The sequence below is a fragment of the Parabacteroides sp. AM58-2XD genome, from assembly GCF_003463685.1.
Classification (GTDB): domain Bacteria; phylum Bacteroidota; class Bacteroidia; order Bacteroidales; family Tannerellaceae; genus Parabacteroides; species Parabacteroides segnis.
In genome coordinates this window covers 63141-85350 of record NZ_QSDP01000009.1, presented here as the reverse complement: position 1 = coordinate 85350, position 22210 = coordinate 63141, and the positions used below count along the sequence as shown (strand labels likewise).

The 22210-nt window shown below is 40.0% G+C and carries 15 protein-coding genes, 5 tRNA genes and 2 pseudogenes; all 22 read left to right on the top strand.

Annotated elements, in window-relative coordinates; all coding sequences use genetic code 11:
• Positions 1–132 precede the first annotated feature (132 nt).
• Positions 133–3237: pseudogene (locus DXA15_RS03790) on the top strand (SusC/RagA family TonB-linked outer membrane protein).
• Between the two features lie 12 nt (positions 3238–3249).
• Positions 3250–5241 carry a RagB/SusD family nutrient uptake outer membrane protein gene (locus tag DXA15_RS03785; RefSeq protein ID WP_128133177.1) on the top strand — a complete coding sequence of 664 codons (1992 nt, stop codon included), beginning with the start codon at positions 3250–3252 and terminating at the stop codon, positions 5239–5241.
• Positions 5242–5261: 20 nt separating this feature from the next.
• A complete protein-coding gene (locus tag DXA15_RS03780; protein ID WP_233566784.1) occupies positions 5262–6269 on the top strand; it encodes a DUF1735 domain-containing protein in 1008 nt (335 codons plus the stop codon).
• Positions 6270–6517: 248 nt separating this feature from the next.
• Positions 6518–8719, top strand: coding sequence for a hypothetical protein (locus DXA15_RS03775; RefSeq protein WP_233566782.1), 2202 nt, complete (start codon positions 6518–6520; stop codon positions 8717–8719).
• A complete protein-coding gene (locus DXA15_RS03770) occupies positions 8719–10398 on the top strand; it encodes a DUF6057 family protein (protein ID WP_233566780.1) in 1680 nt (559 codons plus the stop codon). The genes DXA15_RS03775 and DXA15_RS03770 overlap by 1 nt, the downstream gene beginning before the upstream one ends.
• A gap of 161 nt (positions 10399–10559) precedes the next feature.
• The gene (locus tag DXA15_RS03765; protein WP_233566778.1) at positions 10560–11813 is read left to right on the top strand and encodes a hypothetical protein; all 1254 of its coding nucleotides are present in this window, start codon (positions 10560–10562) and stop codon (positions 11811–11813) included.
• Between the two features lie 163 nt (positions 11814–11976).
• On the top strand, positions 11977–12168 hold the full coding sequence (gene rpsU, locus DXA15_RS03760; RefSeq protein WP_007654191.1) for a 30S ribosomal protein S21: 192 nt from the start codon (positions 11977–11979) through the stop codon (positions 12166–12168).
• Between the two features lie 73 nt (positions 12169–12241).
• Positions 12242–13138 (top strand): tyrosine recombinase XerC, encoded by an 897-nt coding sequence (xerC, locus tag DXA15_RS03755; protein WP_128133173.1) that lies wholly within the window; start codon positions 12242–12244, stop codon positions 13136–13138.
• 2 nt (positions 13139–13140) lie between these two features.
• The gene (gene raiA / locus DXA15_RS03750; protein ID WP_007654185.1) at positions 13141–13440 is read left to right on the top strand and encodes a ribosome-associated translation inhibitor RaiA; all 300 of its coding nucleotides are present in this window, start codon (positions 13141–13143) and stop codon (positions 13438–13440) included.
• A gap of 96 nt (positions 13441–13536) precedes the next feature.
• Positions 13537–13610, top strand: a tRNA-Thr gene (locus tag DXA15_RS03745).
• Positions 13611–13632: 22 nt separating this feature from the next.
• Positions 13633–13715 (top strand) — tRNA-Tyr (locus DXA15_RS03740).
• A 51-nt stretch (positions 13716–13766) separates the two neighbouring features.
• Positions 13767–13839: transfer RNA gene (locus tag DXA15_RS03735), tRNA-Gly, on the top strand.
• A gap of 11 nt (positions 13840–13850) precedes the next feature.
• Positions 13851–13922 (top strand) — tRNA-Thr (locus tag DXA15_RS03730).
• Between the two features lie 51 nt (positions 13923–13973).
• Entirely contained in the window at positions 13974–15161 is a 1188-nt protein-coding gene (tuf, locus tag DXA15_RS03725) for an elongation factor Tu (protein ID WP_128133172.1), read from the top strand.
• 47 nt (positions 15162–15208) lie between these two features.
• Positions 15209–15281: transfer RNA gene (locus tag DXA15_RS03720), tRNA-Trp, on the top strand.
• A 19-nt stretch (positions 15282–15300) separates the two neighbouring features.
• Positions 15301–15495 (top strand): preprotein translocase subunit SecE, encoded by a 195-nt coding sequence (secE, locus tag DXA15_RS03715; protein WP_007654183.1) that lies wholly within the window; start codon positions 15301–15303, stop codon positions 15493–15495.
• Positions 15496–15507: 12 nt separating this feature from the next.
• Complete coding sequence (nusG, locus tag DXA15_RS03710; protein WP_010800483.1) at positions 15508–16050, top strand: transcription termination/antitermination protein NusG; 543 nt, start codon at positions 15508–15510, stop codon at positions 16048–16050.
• A gap of 63 nt (positions 16051–16113) precedes the next feature.
• Positions 16114–16557: a 50S ribosomal protein L11 gene (rplK, locus tag DXA15_RS03705; RefSeq protein WP_007654181.1), complete on the top strand. Its 444-nt coding sequence runs from the start codon at positions 16114–16116 to the stop codon at positions 16555–16557.
• A gap of 15 nt (positions 16558–16572) precedes the next feature.
• Positions 16573–17271: a 50S ribosomal protein L1 gene (rplA, locus tag DXA15_RS03700; RefSeq protein ID WP_128133171.1), complete on the top strand. Its 699-nt coding sequence runs from the start codon at positions 16573–16575 to the stop codon at positions 17269–17271.
• A 17-nt stretch (positions 17272–17288) separates the two neighbouring features.
• Positions 17289–17819 (top strand): 50S ribosomal protein L10, encoded by a 531-nt coding sequence (gene rplJ, locus DXA15_RS03695; RefSeq protein WP_128133170.1) that lies wholly within the window; start codon positions 17289–17291, stop codon positions 17817–17819.
• Between the two features lie 44 nt (positions 17820–17863).
• Complete coding sequence (gene rplL, locus DXA15_RS03690; RefSeq protein WP_122356276.1) at positions 17864–18241, top strand: 50S ribosomal protein L7/L12; 378 nt, start codon at positions 17864–17866, stop codon at positions 18239–18241.
• A gap of 107 nt (positions 18242–18348) precedes the next feature.
• A pseudogene (gene rpoB, locus DXA15_RS03685) lies at positions 18349–22160 on the top strand (DNA-directed RNA polymerase subunit beta).
• Positions 22161–22210 lie beyond the last annotated feature (50 nt).

Below are 22210 nucleotides of genomic sequence, written 5' to 3'. Positions count from 1 at the left end.
GATGCTTATTGCTGGTAGGTTGCTCCTCAGCAGAGCCTACTTCCTCTTAACATCCTGATACAAAGATAAATTATAAAAGTTAATTAATAATGAATTATCCAACTTTGTTTGGATTTTAAATGGAATGATGGTATGAAAAGACTCTTCATCATACAGATGTTGCTATGGTGTGCTATGGTTGTGGTCGCACAGAAGCAAACATTTACGATACAAGGAACAATTATTGATCCGTCATTTAATAATGAACCGTTGTCAGGGGTGAATGTATACCTGAAGGATCGTCCGGGTGTCGGTACGGCTTCGGATATAGATGGTAAATTTTTTATAAAGGCCAGTAAAGGCGATATGATTGTCTTTACTTATTTGGGATATGATAATTTTGAATACCAAGTCGCAAAAGAAGAAAAGAATTTGGTTGTCAAAATGGTAACTTCTTCGGTTCAGTTGGAGGAAGCTGTTGTTACTGCTATGGGTAATAAACAACGGAAAATCAGTGTGCTTAGTGCTGTTTCAACTGTTGATACAAAAGATTTGCAAGTGCCGTCTACGTCGATCAATAACATGTAGGGAGGTAGAGTTGCCGGGGTAATTTCTTTACAAACGAGTGGAGAGCCCGGTAAAAATATATCGGAATTCTGGGTTCGCGGTATGAGTACTTTCGGTGCAAATAGTAGTGCTTTGGTGCTTATTGACGGCTTGGTAGGAGATCTGAGTCATATAGAACCTGCTGATATTGAAAGCTTTTCTGTACTGAAGGATGCCTCTGCAACCGCAGTATATGGGGTGAGAGGTGCTAATGGGGTTGTATTGGTGACAACCAAACGTGGAACGGTGGATCGTTTGAGAATTACAGCGCGCGCAAATTTGACAGTATCAACATTGAAGCGTTTGCCGGAATACGTGGGAGCTTACGATTATGCCAAGTTGGCCAATGAAGCTCGGGTAGTATCAGGATCAACTCCTTTATATTCTCCCATGGAAATGGATTTGATCAAATACCAGCTTGACCCGGATTTATATCCGGACGTAAACTGGCAGAATGAGGTTTTGAATAAGACGTCTTTGCAGCAAACTTATTATATCAATGCGCAGGGGGGAGGTAGTATCGCCCGTTATTTCATCAGTTTGGGAATGTCTGATGAAGGCGCCGCCTATAAACAGGATAAGAATAGTAAATATAAGGCCGGTTCCGGATATAATACATATAATTATAGAACGAACTTGGATGTTAATGTGACGAAGACGACTCAAGTCTATTTGGGACTCGACGGAACTTTGACATCTAAAAAAGAACCGGGTATGGCAAATACCGACTATTTGTGGTATGCACAAGCCGCTCTGACTCCACTTACGATTCCTACTACTTATTCAAATGGTATGTTACCGGCTTATGGAACGGGTAGCCAGTATTCTCCTTATGTGATGTTGAACCATACGGGGATGAAAACGTCCGAGACCTATTCCAATATGGTGACGCTTGCTTTAACTCAGGATTTTTCTCCGATCCTGAAGGGGTTAAAGGTAAAGATACAGGGTGCTTTAAACAATAAGAGTTACTATGATGAAACACGCTATGTTTTGCCTGATATGTATTATGCGGTGGGACGTTCGACTGACGGGGAGTTGAAGTTGGTAAAGAAAATTAATGCGGAAGCGGCTCAGTTTATGAATTATCAGCGGCAATGGCGTAAATACCATTTTGAAGCAAATGTGAATTATGAAAATATGATCGGTGACGATCATCGTTTTACCGGATTGCTTTACTACTATATGAGTGATGAGAAAGACACATATAATGTAAAAACAAGTATGGACGCGATACCAAAGAGGTATCAAGGGTTATCCGGACGTGTGACATATGGTTTTAAGGATACTTATTTCGTTGATGCCAACTTTGGTTATACCGGCTCTGAAAATTTCCGTCCTGGACAGCAATTCGGTTTTTTCCCTTCCGGTGCAATCGGCTGGGTTCCGACAAACTATGACTTTATGAAAAAAGCGTTGCCTTGGTTGAACTTCTTGAAATTCAGATTCTCTTACGGGCAAGTAGGTAACGACCGTATTTCGGATAAACGATTCCCTTATCTGACTATTATCAATTCGACCGCGAATACTGGTTGGGGAAGTCGTTATTCCTGGGGGGTAAACGAGTCTATCGTCGGCGCGGATAATCTGGCCTGGGAAAAATCAACAAAAGCGGACTTAGGTATTGAAGGTCGTTTGTTTGATGAACGAGTGAATTTTGTTGTGGACTTTTTTAATGATCAACGTGAAGGTATTTTCCAACAGCGTACCCAGGTTCCTGATTTTGCAGGTATTATAACGATGCCTTTTGGTAATGTCGGGCGTATGAGAAGTTATGGATCTGATGGTAATATTTCGTATACACAAACATTTGGCAAAGACTTTACTTTTACGGTTCGTGGAAACTTTACCTATTCGACAAATGATGTTCAAGACTGGGAACAGGCATATCCTAAATATGAATATCAACGTATTGCAGGTAATCCGTTGAATATACAGAGAGGATATATAGCTTTAGGGTTGTTTAAGGATGATCAGGATGTGGCAAGTAGTCCAGCCCAGTTCGGTACGGTTCGCCCAGGGGATATCAAATATAAAGATGTCAATGGAGATGGAAAAATAACGACTGACGACAAGGTTCCTTTATCTTTTTCTGATTATCCACGGTTGATGTATGGTTTTGGCGGTGAGTTCAGATATAAAAATCTAACCTTGTCGGTATTGTTTAAAGGTACCGGTAACACAGACTATTATAAGGCCGGTTTACCGGATGGTTATGGCAATTATGATGTGTATGAAATGGGGTATATACCGTTCCATAAAGCAGTAGTTGGTAATGTTCCGGTACAGGCTGGTATCCAGGCAAACCGATGGACTCCGGCCTGGTATTCAGGAGATCCGTCTACAGAAAATCCTGATGCCATGTTTCCTCGTTTGACTTATGGAAAGAATGAGAACAATACACAAGTCTCGACTTTCTGGAAAGGTAATTCCAAATATTTGCGTTTACAGGAAATCAGCTTGACCTATAACCTGAAGTCTTTAGGTTGGTTGAACAATGTAGGAATTTCCTCTGTAGACCTTCAATTGGTCGGTTATAATCTTTGTGTATGGGATAAGGTAAAGACGGTAGATCCGGAACAAGCCGGTAAGAACGGGAATGTATATCCGATACCGGCCCGGTATGCGATACAGATGTATGTTAATTTCTAAAAATAACGGAATATGAGATATTTAAGATATTTGAAGCATTTAATCATTGTTGCTTTTATTGCTTTGTATTGTTCTATGAGTTCGTGTAATTATCTGAATGTTGATGATTATTTTATGGATACGTTGGGATATGATTCGATCTTTCAGAATAAGTTGAATTTACAACAATATTTATGGGGTACGGCAGCCTTTTTTTATGATGAAGGAGCTATTTGGGGGAGTACGTATACACCGGGAGTTGTCGGTTCGGATGAAGCTTTTACTATGTGGGACCATGATGAGTATCCGGGTACGCAATTTGTGTTGGGAAATATAAATCCTGACAACTTGATGAGTATGAATGTCTGGCCGCAAATGTATAAGATCATACGGAAAACCAATCTTATTTTTCAACGAATAGATGAATGTAAAGATCTTACGACCTTAGAAGAGCGTGAGATATTAGGATATGCTCATTTTATGCGTGCTTATGCCTATTATCATATATTGATGAATTTTGGTCCGGTTGTTTTGATAGGTGATGAAACCCTGGAGACGAATGAGAAACCGGAGTATTACAACCGGGAAAGAGCGACCTATGACGAGTCGGTAGATTATATTTGTGATGAGTTGGAGTTGGCTGCGAAATATATACCTCTTACTGTTTCTATGGGGCAATTCGGACGTCCTACCCGTGGAGCGGCTTACGGTCTGATTGCGCGTCTGCGTTTGCAGCAGGCAAGTCCTTTGTTTAACGGTGGTGCAGCTGCTAAAACCCATTTCGCAGCCTGGAAACGTACGGTCGATGGAGTTGATTATGTTTCACAGCAATATGACGAAAAGAAATGGGCGGTTGCCGCTGCGGCAGCAAAACGGGTGATTGATATGGGAGTTTATGAGTTATATACGGTAAAACGTGACTCGACAACTATGCCGTTACCCAAAAATGTACCTTCGGGAGATTTTCCAAATGGGGCGGGTAATATCGACCCTTTCAAGTCGTATAGCGATATGTTTACAGGAGAAGCGTTGTCTCAAAAAAATACGGAATTTGTGTGGGGGCGTATTTCCGGTAATGTAAGAAACTATACCCGGCATGCGTTTCCTATTGATAATTTAGGTGGTTGGAATGGTATGGCTATTCCTCAAAAGATTGTAGATGCGTATTATATGGTAGACGGTCGTGATATCAACGATTCGAGCGAAGAATATCCTTATTCGGAAATCGGATTTTCCAGTGAGAAGCAATCCTTCTCCGGTTATCAGTTGAATAATGGCGTATATAATATGTATATGAACAGAGAAATGCGCTTTTATGCCTCTATCGGTTTCAGTGAATGTTTCTGGCCTTGTTTTTCTACAAGCGAGAGTGGACGCAGAAATCAGACGATCACCTATTTTAAGGGTGGAAATTCCGGGAAAGACCGTACAAATTCAGATATTCGAAATTACCCGATCACAGGTTACGTAATCAAGAAGTTTATCCACAAAGACGATGCCTGGGCCGGAAATGATGCGGAGACACTGGAAAAACCTTTCCCTATAATCCGATATGCAGAAATTCTTCTTTCTTATGTGGAAGCACTCAACAACCTGACGGGAGGGCATACTATTACAGATGCTGAAGGTAATAGTCAGACATTTACCAGGGATGTGAATGAGATGGCTAAATATTTTAATATGATCCGTTACCGTGCCGGGCTTCCGGGATTGACATCTGCTGAATTATTATCCCCTGATCAAATGTTTGATTTAATAGTACGCGAAAGAATGATCGAGTTCTTACATGAGAATCGTCGTTTCTATGACGTACGTCGCTGGGGTATTTATGAAGAAGTCGACAAAGAGCCTATTGTCGGAATGGATACCGAATCGCGTAAAGACAGTTATTATGAGCGCACGGTGGTCAATCATCCGATAGCCAGAAATCGTAAAGTCGAAAGAAAAATGATCTGGTTGCCTATTAGTCGCCAGGAGATTAGAAAAGTACCGAAAATGGATCAAAATCCGGGATGGGATAATTAATAATATTAAAATGTATAGATATGATAAATAAGGTAATATATAGAATAACCGCATGTTTGTTCTTTTCCGGACTTGTTGCTTGTAGCCAGAGTGATGTGTTTAAGGAAGAACAATATAAAAAAGTGCTTTATGTGCTAAGTGATGATAATATGGCTTTTCAGGTTATTCATTCGCTAAATGAGACAGAAAGTACTGGTTATTTGACTTTATATGCAGGAGGGACGTTGGACATAGATCAGGATATAACGTTTACGCTGGAACCCGATGAGGAGTTGTTGGATGAATATAATCTGCTGAACTATGATTTGGATACGGATAAATACGCAAAAAGATTGGATCCGTCTAAATACACGATCGAGTCATATTCGGTAACAATGAAGCAGGAGGGAGAAATGCCCTATGCTTTATTGCCGATCAAGATACGTCCGGAAGGACTTTCTCCGGACTCTTTATATATGATACCATTGAAGCTGACAGGCGTTTCTGCTTATGAAATTAATCCAAAGAAAAGCCGTGTGCTTTATCAGATTGTTCTGGAAAATGATTTTGCATCGGAAAAGGACAATACATTAATGTCGATGAGAGGTACTCGTCAGGTCGGTGATGGGCCTGTTTCTAAAATTGCAGCCAATAAGCGTATGTATCCTTTAAGTAAGCAGGAAGTAAGGATTAATGCAGGTATGGAAAACAGTGGAAATAAGGCTGATCTGGAGTTAATCAATAAATATAGCGTTATTGTAAAGATTGGCGAAGAAAAAACACTGAATTATAAAGGTGTTTCTTATTATCCATTGACAGTCTATCCTTATAATAAGGAAAATATACAAGTCGAAATGCTTGGAAGTGAGGACGATAAAGAAGTCCTGACAGTGGCTGAATCGAATCGGTACGGAGAAGAACTGGGAATAATGAGATTTCATATTTCTTATCGATATCGGACTTTGGTTGCTCCTGTTTCGGAAGGATTGGAGGCAGAATGGAGTGATTGGGTTGTTGTTACTGAAAATATGAAACAGTTAGCGAAGTAGTATCATACTGATTATCGGTAGGTTCAAAAGGCGGGAACTATGGTTTTGTTTTTTGGACCTACTATAAAACACAGTGAGAGAATGATGAAAAATATCAGTTGATTTATGAAAATCCTATTTATAACTATCATCTGTGTCTTGTTGGATGGAATGTCATTTCGTTTGTTTCAGGAAAAAACAACAAGTGAACAGATAATCTCCTTTTTTTAAATCTTCAAACAGTTCAACAGGAAAAGTTGTATTTGCATTTGGATAAACCTTATTATGCCGCAGGGGAGCAAATTTGGTTTAAAGGATATCTGGTGAACTCGTCTACCCATGCTCCGGATATGCCGGATAATTTTGTTTATGTGGAATTGGTAAATCAGAATAATAAAATTGTTTGTAGGCAAAAAGTAAAGAAAAATGAAGGTGACTTTTGGGGTAATTTACTATTACCAACGGATATGATTGTAGGGGAATATACATTGAGGGGATATACAAATTGGATGCGTAATGCTAATGTAAACTTTTTCTTTCAAAAAAATATTCCGATAGCCAATACCTTGGATAGGCCGGATACTTTAGAACTCAAGAAGAAATATATAAGTAAAAATGATTTTAGTGTTTCTTTTTTTCCGGAGGGAGGACATTTATTAACGGGATATCGTCAGCAAATGGCTTTTAAATGTCAGCGTTCAAATGGCTATAGTGGAATGTTGGAAGGATATATAGTCAATCAGTCAGGGGATACGCTAACACAAGTGAAGAGCGAGCATGATGGTATGGGAACTTTTTCTTTTCTTCCGGCAAAGGATAATTCATATTACGCATTAGTCCGTTCTCCCGGATGTGAAGAGAAAAAGATACAATTACCAAAAGCTGAAGATTCAGGTGTTATATTATCGTTAAATCAATCGGCCGGAAAAATACGTTATCAGATATTTTCATCGCTGCCGGCTAGTCAACAATCGGATTCGTTATATTTGATTGGTCATACGCGAGGATTACTTCGTTTTTTGTTGCCGATAAGTAAAGAGAATCATACGGGGGTTATTAGTTCTTCTTATTTTCCGGATGGTATTTCTCATTTTCTGTTGATGGATGAGGCCGGTAATAAATTGAGTGAACGACTGATATTTAATTATCCAAGGAAGGAAAGCTGTTGGACTTTACAAACTGATAAAGATACATATGAGCGTCGGGAAAAAATAAAAATGAATATTCGGTTGGATAACGAATCGGGATTGCCGGTAAAAGGCTCTTTTTCTTTAAGTATTACGGATAATAATTCGGTTTCTGTGGATTCACTGTCAAGCAATATTTACTCTGATTTGTTACTTGTGTCGGATTTGAAGGGATTTGTGGAGAATCCCGGATGGTATTTTAAAGAGAAGTCCAGAACAACTATAAGAGGATTGGATTTATTGATGTTGACGCATGGCTGGAGTCGGTTTGATATTACTCCTTTTGCAGAGCAATCGTTTATGCCTGATTATTTTGTGGAGAAGGGGCAATATATAAGTGGAAGGATTTTGAATTTTTTCGGTAAAGAGGCAAAAGATGCAGCAATAGTCGCAGTCGATCCTGCAAATAATCTAGTCAGGACGTTGGAGTCGGATGAAAAAGGTTGTTTTTTGCTGGATGGGATTGATTATTGTGATTCAACGACTTTTGTCGTACAAGCCCGAAGTAAAAAAGGTCTGGCAGTTGTCGATATAAAGATGGACGAAGAAACTATTCCTGTTGTAGAAGACAAAAATTTATTCCCTGATTCATTGTTTGTTTTTAATCCACATTATCTATCCTCTGCAATGGACGCCGGTGGTATGCGTGTAATCAATCTGGAAGATGTCGTGATTGAAGGAAAACGAACTCAGACAGCCAAAGAAAAGGCTGAACGTGTGTGGGCTGATTATTCCATGACAGAAGATATGCTTGGAAAGTCGGTGTCCAGGACTGCAAAAGATTTATTCAGACAAGCTATGGGAGGCGCAGATGTAAGTGATCCGCTAGTAGTGATTGATGGGATGTGCTGTTGGGATGATAATTATATATTGGAAACAATTTATCCGGATGACATGAGGAGCTTTGATGTGTTTAGGGATCAGAAACGATGTAAATACGGTTCTATAAGTAAGTCGACTCCTGCCGTAGTGATTACATTGAAATCGGAAGCGATGAATCGCAAGAGGAAGGGGGTGGCTTTATTCCATTCGCAAGGGTATGTAAAACCGGATCAATTCTACCATCCGGTATATAAGACACCTGATGAAAAAAAGTCGGAAAAAATGGATATACGCAGTACTCTTTATTGGAATCCTACTTTGGAAATAGACTCTCAGGGAGGAGGAAATGTGGAATTTTATGCTTCGGATCTCCCGGCTTCATATCATGTGGTAATTGAAGGCGTGGATGAGAGCGGACAGTTGTATCGGTATTCGGGAAATTTATTGAAAAATGCAGAATGATGAGTAAATTGTTTTATATAAGCCTGTTCATTCTTTTATTTTTATTGTTGCAGATTGGATATAGTTATCATTTTTTCTATATCGAGCAGTTTCAGTTGTTTATGTTTTCGGAGGACTATCTGTTTGAAACGGTTTCTCACCCTGGAGGCTTATCAGTGTATTTGGGAGAGTTTCTGGTACAGTTTTTTTATTATCCGCTGGTAGGTGAGTTTGTTTCAGCATTATTATTAGTATGTATAGCCGGATCGATAAAGCAATATGTCTCTTCCAATAAAACCAGTTTTTTATCGGAAGGGCTCATTCTATTATTTTTACTGATTGATATTCTTGATTTTAATTTTCTTTATGCAGGAGTTGTTGCTTATTTGTTTTGTGTGGTCTTTCTGTTGGTTTATAAGCGTATTCAAAAAGAGTTCGTACGTATTCTGACCGGATGTTTGATGATCTGCTTACTATATCTGATAGCCGGATCGGTTTTTGTCGCCTTTGCTGTTTCTTTATTGATTCAGGAAATAAAGGTATACAGGCTAAAAATCGGTCTGCTTCTTATCCCTATGCTATTCACAATATTACTGATGTTTTATTTGAATTATGCCGGATATCTGTATTATTCGGAGATCATATGTTTTGCTGATGGGATATATGTATTGAAAGGAGGAGCCGGATGGGTGATTTATGCTCCGTGGTTTTTATTGGCTTTCAGTCCATTGTTGAGTCCATTATTTGACTTTGTCTTTGTTGCGATAAAAAATAAATATTGGAGGATGGGTACTCAGGTCGTTATATTGTTACTCTGTGGTGCTTTTTTATTGTCAGGATATGATGATAGAAAGTCTTTGCCGGTAAAAAAATATGCGTATTATGCAGATCACAAAAAGTGGGAAAAGATATTACATAGTTGTAAGAAACGGAAACCTACGGATTTATTGTGCCTTAATTATCAAAACTTGGCTTTGGCAGAACAGGGTGTTTTGGCAGACTCTTTACTTATGTATACACAACAGGGGAGTAAAGGGTTGTTTGTCGATTGGAATATGACGCCGTTTGTTTCTATGACACTACAAAAGATATGTTATTGCTATGGAGATATAGCATCGGCTCGAAAATATGCTTTTGAATGTAATGTTTGTGCACGATCAGTCGGATATCCACAGACTCTAAAAATGCTGGCAACATGTAATTGGGAGATGGGAGAGTATGCAGTTGTAGATAAATATCTTTCCTATTTGCACAAAACATGGGTTTATCGGAATAGGGAGGTGGACACTCTCTGTTTGAGACGAGTCGAATCTCAGGCCGATAATTTTGTATATCTCCAAGACATAGACCTGTTGGCTTATGATAATGTGCATAATAAGAAGTTGGCAGATTTTGTTCTATGCTCATATTTGTTGGATAAGAACCTGAATGAGTTTTTGAAAGCATTTTACTATTTCTATAAAAATGAGAAAAATGTCCCGGTTATTTATCAGGAGGCAATTTTTCTGGGAGCACAAAGCAACCCTCAAATACTTGATTATTTCTTTATACCGGATTCGTTGAAAGAGCGTTTTCAGGCGTATCAATCCTTTTGTAAGACGAATCATCTGGATATATCTACGAATGTGGAGAATAAGGCTATTCATTGTTATACAAGTAGTTATTGGTATTATTACGATTTTAATCCTGTTCGTTTATGATTAAATATTTATTGTTTTGCTGGTATGTAATTCTGTTTTTGTCTTGTTGTGAAGAAGAGAGGCCGGGCTATGCAACGGGAGAACTTATATTTCCTGATTACAGAAATGTTACAATTCCGGTTGATATTGCGCCGTTATCTTTTTATGTAAATCTGCCGGAAATGAATGAAAATGTTCAGGTCTCATTATCTACACGGACCTATAAGTTAAATCGTCAGGGTAAAGAGATTCGTTTTTCCTCACTCGAATGGAGAGAGTTAGTGACATCTGATAGTGTAATTAATGTTTATATTCAGAAAAAGATTGACCATTTGTGGAACTGCGTTGATTCTTTTAAGATATATATATCCTCGGATCCGATAGATCCTTATCTTTCATATCGTCTGATTGAGCCAGGATATGAGGTGTGGGGGAATATGGGGATTTATCAACGTTGTTTGGCTAATTATGAAGAGGGTGCTATTTTTGAAAACTCAAGAGTAAAAGAAATTTGTGTGAATTGTCATACGACCAATCAAGGAAACCCGGAAGAGTATATATTCCATCAGCGCCCTAAACCGGCAGGAACTATTTTAGTTAAAGATGGAGTTGTTAGTAAATTGAATACGGATTATTCCGAAAAAATAAAAACTTTAGTTTATCCATCTTGGCATTCATCAGGCAAATATATAGCTTTTTCTGTAAACAAGACGGTACAGGCAGTACATTCACAGCACAGGAATCGCATTGAGGTGATGGATCTGCACTCGGATATTGTGATCCTGGATGTACAAAAGAATATACTTTTAACCAGTTCTCTATTATCGTCGGCTGATGCTTATGAGACTTTTCCTTGTTTCTCTTCCGATGGAAAAAAGTTATACTTTTGCTCTGCTCCTGCAATATCGTTACCGGATTCATTTAATTACGTACGATATCATTTATGTAGCCTGGATGTGGATTTGGAGAAAGGGACTTTGGGAAGTAAAATTGATACGGTGATACGAGTCGATACACTAAATGCCAGTATCTCTTTCCCTAAAATATCACCCTCCGGGCGTTTTATGCTATATACGCGACATGCTTATGGTAATTTTTCTATCTGGCATCGGGATGCTGACTTATGCATGTTTGATTTGCATAACCGAAGAGAAGTAGATACATCGATCTTAAATTCGGAAGAAACGGAAAGTTATCATTCCTGGTCGTCGGAAGGTCATTGGATTGTTTTTAGTAGCCGTCGGATGACAGGGCTTTTTACTTGCTTGTATTTGGCTCATATAGATTCTTCGGGACATGCAGGAAAGCCTTTTTTGTTACCACAGAAAAGGAGTGATTCTTATTTTTTTCAATATAAGTCTTATAATGTACCCGAATTTATGAAGGGGCCGGTCCGCACAAGCGAAAAGGATCTGGAGGCGGTTATGGAGAGATGATGTGTCTTGCTGCTACAAAGAGTTTTATAACGGATCGGGTTTTAGCTTATTTTGTGGAGGCTTCGTAAAATAAATTCCGGAAAGTTTTGCTAATAACGAAAGAATCAGTAATTTTGCTGCCCATTTTGAGGATGTAATTAAAAACAATATAATAAATTAAATTATGATCGTAGTTCCATTGAAAGAAGGCGAAAACATTGAAAAAGCGCTTAAGAAATTTAAAAGAAAGTTCGAAAAGACAGGTGTGGTAAAAGAACTGAGAAGTCGTCAGGCTTTTATAAAACCCTCTGTTGAAAAGAGAAAACAAAACATGCGTGCGGTTTACGTTCAGCAATTGCAGCAGGTAGAAGAATAAAATATCCTGTCAGGCTTGTTTAATTGAATTCTTATTCCTATTTTCGTTGCATAATAGTTGATGCAACGCAGATATGTTGATAGATTCATTTTTAGATTATCTTCGGTATGAAAGGAATTACTCCAATTATACGATAGAGGCTTATTCAAAAGATTTGCGTCAGTTCGAAGAGTATGTAAAATTGAATAAAGAAAGCATATTTGTTCCGGGAGATGTCGATGCGGATTTAGTCAGAAGTTGGATCGTTTCTTTAATGGACGAGAAGATTTCTCCGGTGTCGGTCAATCGGAAATTAAGTTCTTTGAAGTCTTTTTTTAAATTCCTTATGAAGCAGGGAAGTATCTCTGTGAATCCATTAAGGTTAATAACCGGGCCGAAGACAAAAAAGCCGTTACCTTATTTTGTAAGAGATAAGGAAATGGAGTTGCTGTTGGACGGAGATGGATTTGATGAGGATTTTGAAGGTGTAAGGGATCGTCTGATACTTGAAATGCTGTATGATACAGGTATCCGTCGTTCGGAATTGATCGGAATACAAGATTCCGATGTGGATTTCGGAGCAATGCAGATACGTGTGACAGGTAAGCGTAACAAGCAGCGGTTGATTCCATTTGCAGAAGGGTTAAAGAACTTGATACAAGCATACACTGAAGTTCGAAATCGTGAAGTTGGTTCGGAGAGCGGATGGTTTTTTGTAAGAAAAAACGGGGAGCAGTTATCGGTAGGTATCGTATATACTATAGTAAAGAAGAAGCTGTCGGAGATCCCAACATTGGCGAAACGTAGCCCTCATGTATTGAGACATTCGTTTGCAACAAGTATGTTGAATAATGGAGCAGAGTTGAATGCTGTGAAAGAGTTGCTCGGACACAGCAGTTTGGCTTCAACCAGCGTTTACACACATACAACCTTTGAGGAATTAAAAAAAGTGTATCATGCTCATCCAAGAGCTAAAAAAGAAGGAGGTTAATTATGGACATTAGAATTCAAGCAATCCATTTTGACGCTACAGCGCAGTTAGAAGCGTTTATTCAGAAGAAAGTTAGTAAGTTGGAGCAATACTTCGACGGCATAATATTGGCAGAAGTAACATTGAAGGTCGTGAAGCCTGAAGCTGCTAAGAATAAAGAGGCTGCTGTACGTTTAAAAATAAAGAATGGCGATTGCTTTGCGGAGAAGGTAAACGACACTTTTGAAGAGTCAATTGACGAATGTGTTGAAGCTTTGGAGAAGCAATTAGTTAAATTCAAGGAAAAAATCAGAGCCAAATAAAAAAAACGGTAGATAAATTTGGTATGTAAGAAATAATATCTAAATTTGCAGCCGTTTCGCCTACCCGACGAAACGGCTTCTTTAGAAAGAAGGTTTGCCTCTTTAGCTCAGTTGGCCAGAGCACGTGATTTGTAATCTCGGGGTCGTTGGTTCGAATCCGACAAGAGGCTCAAAAGAATTGAAATTTGAAATGGGCAGTTACCAGAGTGGCCAAATGGGGCTGACTGTAACTCAGCTGTCTTTCGACTTCGGTGGTTCGAATCCATCACTGCCCACTACTAAGGAACAATTCTAAGCGAGAATTGGTTCGTGAAAGATTTAAAATTGCGGAAGTAGCTCAGTTGATAGAGCATTAGCCTTCCAAGCTGAGGGTCGCGGGTTTGAGCCCCGTCTTCCGCTCTTTTTATTTCGCCTGTGTAGCTCAGCGGTAGAGCACTTCCTTGGTAAGGAAGAGGTCCCGAGTTCAAGTCTCGGCACCGGCTCAAGATGATATTTAGAACATGATCATTAATCAAATAAAGAACAATTAAGTTATGGCAAAAGAGAAATTTGACAGATCGAAACCACATGTGAACATTGGTACGATTGGTCACGTTGACCACGGTAAAACAACTTTGACAGCTGCTATCACAACAGTATTGGCAAAGAAAGGTCTTTCAGAACTGCGTTCATTCGATTCTATCGATAACGCTCCTGAAGAAAAAGAAAGAGGTATTACAATTAACACTTCTCACGTAGAGTATCAGACTGCAAATCGTCACTATGCTCACGTAGACTGTCCGGGTCACGCCGACTACGTTAAGAACATGGTTACTGGTGCTGCTCAGATGGACGGTGCTATCATTGTTTGTGCTGCTACTGATGGTCCTATGCCTCAAACTCGTGAGCATATTCTGTTAGCTCGTCAGGTAAACGTTCCTAGACTGGTTGTTTTCCTGAATAAATGTGATATGGTTGATGATGAAGAAATGTTGGAATTAGTTGAAATGGAAATGAGAGAATTACTTTCATTCTATGATTTCGATGGTGACAACACTCCGATCATCCGTGGTTCAGCTTTGGGTGCATTGAATGGTGATGCTCAGTGGGAAGATAAGGTAATGGAGCTGATGGAAGCTTGCGATACTTGGATTCCGCTGCCTCCGCGTGAAGTTGATAAACCATTCTTGATGCCGGTTGAGGACGTCTTCTCTATCACTGGTCGTGGTACTGTTGCTACAGGTCGTATCGAAACAGGTATTGTGAAGGTTGGTGAAGAAATTCAGATTATCGGCTTAGGTGCAGCAGGTAAGAAATCTGTTGTAACAGGTGTGGAAATGTTCCGCAAACTATTGGATCAGGGTGAAGCTGGTGACAACGTAGGTTTGTTGCTTCGTGGTATTGATAAGAATGAAATTAAACGTGGTATGGTTATCTGTCACCCGGGACAGGTTAAAGAACACTCTCGCTTCAAAGCTGAGGTTTATATCTTGAAAAAAGAAGAAGGTGGTCGTCACACTCCGTTCCACAACAAATATCGTCCTCAGTTCTATATCCGTACATTGGACGTAACAGGTGAAATTACTCTTCCGGAAGGAACTGAAATGGTTATGCCTGGTGATAACGTAACAATCGACGTTGAACTGATCTACCCGGTAGCTTGTAACGTAGGTCTTCGTTTCGCAATCCGCGAAGGTGGACGTACAGTAGGTGCTGGTCAGATTACAGAATTAGAAAACTAATTCATACATAATACATGTAGCCAGTCTGTAACAGGACTGGCTATTTTACGGAAGTAGCTCAGTTGGTAGAGCACTGGTCTCCAAAACCAGGTGTCGGGAGTTCGAGCCTCTCCTTCCGTGCTAAAAATCTATAGATTCGATGAAAAAGATAATTACTTATATTAAGGAATCTTATAACGAACTTGTTTATAAAGTTTCTTGGCCTACTAGAACAGAGCTTTCCAATAGTGCTGTGGTTGTTATGTTTGCTTCCCTTATAATTGCAGCAGTAATCTTTGTTGTGGACTTAGGCTTCGAAAGCGTAATGCGTTTCTTCTACGAGAAAATCTTTTAATCAGTTTTAGATATGTCTGATATCCAAAAGAAGTTTTATGTTCTGCGTGCCATCAGTGGTAAGGAGAATAAAGTCAGAGAATATCTCGAGGCTGAGTTGAAGAATACAGATCTGGGTGAATATGTCAACCAGGTTCTGATACCTACGGAGAAGACTTTTACGGTGCGTAATGGTAAGAAAGTGATGAAAGAAAGAGCTTACTTGCCAGGTTATGTATTGGTAGAAGCAGCATTAGTCGGAGAAGTCGCTCATCGATTAAGAAACATACCCAATGTAATCGGATTTTTGGGCGGGTCTGATAATCCGGTTCCGTTGCGTCCTTCTGAAGTGAATCGTATTTTAGGTACGGTTGACGAATTGCAGGATCAACAGGAAGAACTGGATGTCCAATTTTATGTTGGCGAGAGTGTTAAGATCACCTTCGGACCGTTCAGCGGTTTTACGGGTGTAATCGAAGAAGTCAACGCCGAGAAAAAGAAACTTAAAGTGATGGTGAAGGTCTTCGGACGTAAAACCCCGCTTGAGTTGGGCTATATGCAAGTTGAGAAGGAGTAATGCTTTTGTTACGAGAAGTATTTTCTTTCTGTTATTGATGTTATATATCTAAATTTTAGAAAAATGGCTAAAGAAGTTGCTGGACAAATCAAATTGCAGATTAAAGGAGGAGCAGCAAACCCTTCTCCCCCAGTAGGACCTGCCTTAGGTTCTAAGGGTATTAATATTATGGAGTTTTGCAAGCAATTTAATGCCAGAACCCAAGACAAGGCTGGTAAGATATTACCTGTGGTAATTACTTACTATGCTGATAAGTCTTTCGACTTTGTCGTTAAAACCCCTCCTGTTGCTATCCAGTTATTGGAAGCATCTAAACAGAAGAGTGGTTCTGCTGAGCCGAACCGTAAGAAGATTGCAGAAATCTCTTGGGATCAGGTAAAAACTATTGCAGAAGACAAATTGGTCGACTTGAACTGTTTTACTGTTGAAGCTGCCATGAAAATGGTTGCCGGAACAGCTAGAAGTATGGGTATCACTGTTAAAGGGACATTCCCGGGTAATAATTAATAAACTTCAATTGAAATGAGTAAACTGACAAAAAATCAAAAGTTGGCTTTGGGCAAGATTGAAGCTGGGAAAGCATATACATTAAAAGAAGCATCGGCATTAGTAAAAGAAATTACTACTACTAAGTTTGATGCATCTGTAGATGTGGATGTTCGTTTAGGAGTTGACCCCCGTAAGGCCAATCAAATGGTTAGAGGCGTGGTTTCATTGCCTCACGGAACAGGAAAACAAGTTAGGGTTCTCGCATTATGTACACCAGACAAGGAAGCTGAAGCAACTGCTGCTGGAGCTGACTATGTTGGCTTGGATGAGTATATTGACAAAATTAAAGGTGGTTGGACTGATATTGACGTTATCATCACTATGCCTTCTATCATGGGTAAGATCGGTGCTTTAGGTCGCGTATTAGGCCCTCGTGGTTTGATGCCTAACCCTAAGAGCGGTACGGTTACCAATGAAATCGGTAACGCAGTGAAGGAAGTTAAGCAAGGTAAGATCGACTTTAAAGTAGACAAATCTGGTATCGTTCATACATCAATCGGAAAGGTATCTTTCAATGCCGATCAGATTCGTGATAACGCTAAGGAATTTATTTCAACTCTTTTGAAGTTGAAACCGTCTGCAGCTAAAGGTACATATATAAAGAGCATTTATCTTTCTAGTACAATGAGCGCGGGTATTAAGATTGACCCGAAATCAGTTGAAGAAAACTAATTTAAAATTGTTGGACAATGAAAAAGGAAGATAAAGGCATAGTTATAAGCCAGCTTACAGAAACTGTAAAGGAATATCCTAATTTCTATTTGACTGATATCGAAGCATTGGATGCTGAGAAAACAAGCAAATTGAGAAGAGAATGTTTCAAACAGGAAATCAAGTTGGTTGTTGTTAAGAACAACTTGCTTAAAAAAGCACTGGAAAATGTAGGTGGTGATTTTTCACCGCTGCAGGTTGCTTTGAAAGGCAATACAGCTGTTATGTTTTCACAGACAGCTAACGCTCCTGCTCGTCTGATAAAAGAATTTACTAAAGGTGCCAAGAAAGGCGAAATCGCTAAACCCGAATTGAAAGCTGCCTATGTACAGGAAAGTTTCTATGTCGGTGCTGAAAACCTGGAAGCCCTTGTAAATATCAAGAGCAAAAACGAACTTATCGGCGACGTTATTGCATTGTTGCAATCTCCGGCGAAGAACGTTATTTCTGCTCTTCAGTCATCAGGACAAACTATCCATGGTCTGTTGAAGACTTTGGAAGAAAGATAATTATTTAATTTTTTACAGTAAACAATCATTTAAATCATACAAAAATGGCAGATTTGAAAGCTTTTGCAGAACAATTAGTAAACCTGACCGTAAAAGAAGTTAGCGAACTGGCTACAATCCTTAAAGAAGAATATGGTATTGAACCTGCTGCTGCAGCTGTTGCTGTTGCTGGTCCTGCTGCTGGTGGCGCTGCTGCTGCAGAAGAAGAAAAGACTTCTTTCGATGTAATTTTGAAAGCACCCGGTGCAAACAAATTGGCTGTTGTTAAGGCAGTAAAAGAATTAACTGGTCTTGGTTTGAAAGAAGCTAAAGATTTAGTTGACGGTGCACCTAGCGCAATCAAAGAAGGAATCGCTAAAGCTGACGCTGAAGGATTAAAGAAACAGTTGGAAGAAGCTGGAGCTGAAGTTGAGCTTAAATAGTATTTATAACCTGGTTTCCAGGTGATTTGGTTAAGAGTCTCCCTCAAAGGAGATTCTTAACCTTTTTGTGTCTATAATTTCAATAAGTTCAATAAATTCCTTACTAGATGTCTTCAACAGCTGAAAACCAAAGAGTTAATTTTGCTTCGATTAAGAATCAGTTTCCGTATCCGGACTTTCTCGAAGTTCAATTGAAGTCATTCCAAGACTTTCTTCAACTTGACACACCTCCTGAGAAGAGAAAGAAGGAGGGTTTGTATAAGGTGTTTGCAGAGAATTTTCCTATTGCAGATACCAGAAACAACTTTGTGTTGGAGTTCTTAGATTACTATATCGATCCGCCCCGTTACTGCATAGATGAATGTATTGCGCGTGGATTAACCTATAGTGTGCCTTTAAAAGCAAAGTTAAAACTGTATTGTACAGACCCGGATCATGAGGATTTCGATACGGTTATCCAGGATGTATATCTGGGCCCGATCCCTTATATGACTGATCGCGGAACTTTTGTGATAAATGGTGCTGAGCGTGTTGTTGTTTCACAGCTACACCGTTCTCCGGGTGTATTCTTTGGTCAGAGTACACATGCTAACGGTACGAAATTGTATTCGGCACGTATCATTCCGTTTAAAGGCTCATGGATCGAATTTGCAACAGACATTAACAATGTGATGTATGCATATATCGACCGTAAAAAGAAATTACCTGTAACTACCCTTTTAAGAGCTATTGGTTTTGAAAGCGATAAAGATATTCTTGAAATCTTTAACCTGGCTGAAGAAGTAAAAGTTTCGAAAGCAAACCTGAAGAAACTGATCGGTCGTAAGCTGGCCGCCCGTGTATTGAAAACCTGGGTGGAAGATTTCGTAGATGAAGATACTGGCGAAGTTGTTTCTATTGAACGTAATGACGTTATCATTGACCGTGAATCGGTTTTGGATAGCGACAGTATTGAAGCAATTCTGGAATCTGGTACACAAAATGTATTATTACATCGTGAAGACCAGAATCTTTCAGATTATGCAATCATCTATAATACGCTTCAGAAGGACCCCAGTAACTCTGAAAAAGAGGCTGTATTGTATATTTACCGTCAGTTGCGTAATGCAGAACCTGCAGACGAAGCAAGTGCCCGTGAAGTTATACAGAACCTGTTCTTCTCTGAAAAACGTTATGATTTAGGTGAAGTAGGCCGTTACAGGATTAATAAAAAGTTGAACCTTACTACCAGTGATGATGTTAAGGTTCTGACAAAAGAAGATATAATCGAGATCATCAAGTATCTGATCGAATTGATTAACTCAAAAGCGATCGTGGATGATATCGACCACTTAAGTAATCGTCGTGTTCGTACTGTTGGTGAACAGTTATACAACCAGTTCGGTATCGGTCTGGCTCGTATGTCACGTACTGTACGTGAGCGTATGAACGTTCGCGACAATGAAGTATTTACTCCGATCGATTTGATTAACGCGAAGACTATCTCTTCTGTGGTTAACTCTTTCTTCGGAACGAATGCTTTGTCGCAGTTTATGGATCAGACAAACCCGTTAGCTGAAATTACTCACAAACGTCGTCTGTCTGCCCTTGGACCGGGTGGTTTGTCAAGAGAGCGTGCCGGATTCGAGGTTCGTGACGTTCACTATACACACTATGGCCGTCTTTGTCCGATTGAAACACCGGAAGGACCGAACATTGGTTTGATCTCTTCTCTTTGTGTATATGCAAAAATCAATGACCTGGGATTTATTTCTACCCCATATCGTAAAGTAGTAGATGGTAAGGTAGATTTTTCAGAAGATTCTTTGCAATATTATACAGCGGAAGAGGAAGAAGAAATGACCATTGCACAGGGTAATGCTCCGTTGGATGAAAACGGTAAGTTTATTCTAGAAAGGGTTAAAGCTCGTTTTGAAGCAGACTTCCCTGTTGTGCCGCCTTCAGAAGTTGACTTGATGGACGTTGCTCCACAGCAGATTGCTTCTATCGCAGCTTCTTTGATTCCGTTCCTGGAACATGACGATGCTAACCGTGCATTGATGGGATCTAACATGATGCGTCAGGCAGTTCCTTTGTTGCGTACGGATGCACCGATCGTTGGTACAGGTATTGAAGCACAGGTTGCTCGCGACTCTCGTACTCAGATCATGGCAGAACGTCCCGGTGAAGTTGTTTTTGTTGATGCAACTTGTATCAAGATTAAATATGACCGTACTGAAGACGAAGATTTCGTAAGCTTCGAAGATGCGGTTAAGACCTATGTTATTCCGAAGTGGCGTAAGACTAACCAGAGTACGACTGTAGACCTTCGTCCAATTTGTCACCGTGGCCAGCGTGTAGAGGCTGGTGATATCCTGACTGAAGGTTATTCAACTCAACAGGGTGAACTTGCTTTGGGACGTAACGTGAAAGTGGCTTACATGCCTTGGAAAGGTTACAACTATGAGGATGCTATCGTACTGAACGAACGTATGGTTCGTGAGGATTTCTTTACTTCTGTTCACGTGGATGAATATATCCTTGAAGTTCGCGAAACTAAACGTGGTATGGAAGAGCTTACATCTGATATTCCTAATGTTAGTGAAGAAGCTACAAAGGATTTGGATGAAAGAGGTATCGTTCGTGTGGGTGCCCGTATCGAACCGGGTGACATTCTGATCGGTAAGATTACTCCGAAGGGCGAATCAGATCCTTCTCCTGAAGAAAAATTGCTGCGTGCAATCTTCGGTGATAAGGCTGGTGATGTGAAAGATGCTTCTTTGAAAGCGACTCCGTCTCTTCGTGGTGTTGTTATCGATACGGCTTTATTCTCAAAAGCTGTTAAGAAACGTAAGTCAAGACTGACAGATAAGGCTATTCTTCCGAAGTTGGATGAAGAATATGAAATGAAGATGGCTGACCTGAAGAACTTACTGGTAGAAAAGTTATTGACGCTTACTAACAATAAAGTTTCTCAGGGTGTTAAAGACTACATGAATACTGAAGTGATTGCGAAGGGCGCTAAGTTCTCCCGCAAGGCTTTGGAAGATCTGGATTACAATGCTGTTCAGGTTAGTAAATGGACTGCCGATGCTGATAAGAACGAACTTATCAAGCAGGTGATCCTGAACTATCTGAAGAAATATAAAGAACTGGATGCCGAACTGAGACGTAAGAAATTCGACCTTACTATCGGTGATGAACTGCCGACAGGTATCGTTCAGATGGCGAAGGTTTATATTGCTAAGAAACGTAAGATTCAGGTAGGTGATAAGATGGCCGGTCGCCACGGTAACAAAGGTATTGTTTCCAAGATCGTTCGTCAGGAAGATATGCCGTTCCTGGAAGATGGAACTCCGGTTGATATCTGTTTGAACCCGCTGGGTGTGCCTTCCCGTATGAACCTGGGACAGATTTTCGAAGCTGTATTAGGTTGGGCCGGTAGAACGATGGGTGTGAAATTTGCTACTCCGATTTTCGACGGTGCATCACTGGATGACCTGAACGAGATGACCGACAAAGCAGGTATTCCGCGGTATGGTAAGTCTTACCTGTACGATGGTGGAACCGGTGAGCGTTTCGACCAGCCGGCAACAGTAGGTGTTACTTACTTCCTGAAACTGGGTCACATGGTTGATGATAAGATGCATGCCCGTTCAATCGGTCCGTACTCTTTGATTACTCAACAGCCTCTGGGTGGTAAAGCTCAGTTTGGTGGTCAGCGTTTCGGAGAATGGAAGTTTGGGCACTGGAAGCCTTCGGTGCCGCACATGTTCTTCAGGAAATTCTTACAATTAAGTCTGACGACGTTGTAGGACGTTCTAAAGCTTACGAAGCAATTGTGAAGGGTGATCCGATGCCACAACCGGGTATTCCGGAATCTCTGAATGTATTGCTCCATGAGCTGAGAGGTTTAGGTTTAAGCTTTACTCTGGATTAATTCAACAACAATATAAGTAGGTGGGTTTCGGCTCATCTACTTTATCTATT

Coding starts and splice junctions, on each gene's coding strand:
- DXA15_RS03770 (WP_233566780.1), top strand. CDS start 8,719: ATGAGTAAATTGTTTTATATAAGCCTGTTCATTCTTTTATTTTTATTG.
- raiA (WP_007654185.1), top strand. CDS start 13,141: ATGGACATTAGAATTCAAGCAATCCATTTTGACGCTACAGCGCAGTTA.
- rplK (WP_007654181.1), top strand. CDS start 16,114: ATGGCTAAAGAAGTTGCTGGACAAATCAAATTGCAGATTAAAGGAGGA.
- DXA15_RS03785 (WP_128133177.1), top strand. CDS start 3,250: ATGAGATATTTAAGATATTTGAAGCATTTAATCATTGTTGCTTTTATT.
- DXA15_RS03765 (WP_233566778.1), top strand. CDS start 10,560: ATGAATGAAAATGTTCAGGTCTCATTATCTACACGGACCTATAAGTTA.
- DXA15_RS03780 (WP_233566784.1), top strand. CDS start 5,262: ATGATAAATAAGGTAATATATAGAATAACCGCATGTTTGTTCTTTTCC.
- xerC (WP_128133173.1), top strand. CDS start 12,242: ATGTTGATAGATTCATTTTTAGATTATCTTCGGTATGAAAGGAATTAC.
- rplJ (WP_128133170.1), top strand. CDS start 17,289: ATGAAAAAGGAAGATAAAGGCATAGTTATAAGCCAGCTTACAGAAACT.
- rpsU (WP_007654191.1), top strand. CDS start 11,977: ATGATCGTAGTTCCATTGAAAGAAGGCGAAAACATTGAAAAAGCGCTT.
- secE (WP_007654183.1), top strand. CDS start 15,301: ATGAAAAAGATAATTACTTATATTAAGGAATCTTATAACGAACTTGTT.
- rplL (WP_122356276.1), top strand. CDS start 17,864: ATGGCAGATTTGAAAGCTTTTGCAGAACAATTAGTAAACCTGACCGTA.
- nusG (WP_010800483.1), top strand. CDS start 15,508: ATGTCTGATATCCAAAAGAAGTTTTATGTTCTGCGTGCCATCAGTGGT.
- rplA (WP_128133171.1), top strand. CDS start 16,573: ATGAGTAAACTGACAAAAAATCAAAAGTTGGCTTTGGGCAAGATTGAA.
- tuf (WP_128133172.1), top strand. CDS start 13,974: ATGGCAAAAGAGAAATTTGACAGATCGAAACCACATGTGAACATTGGT.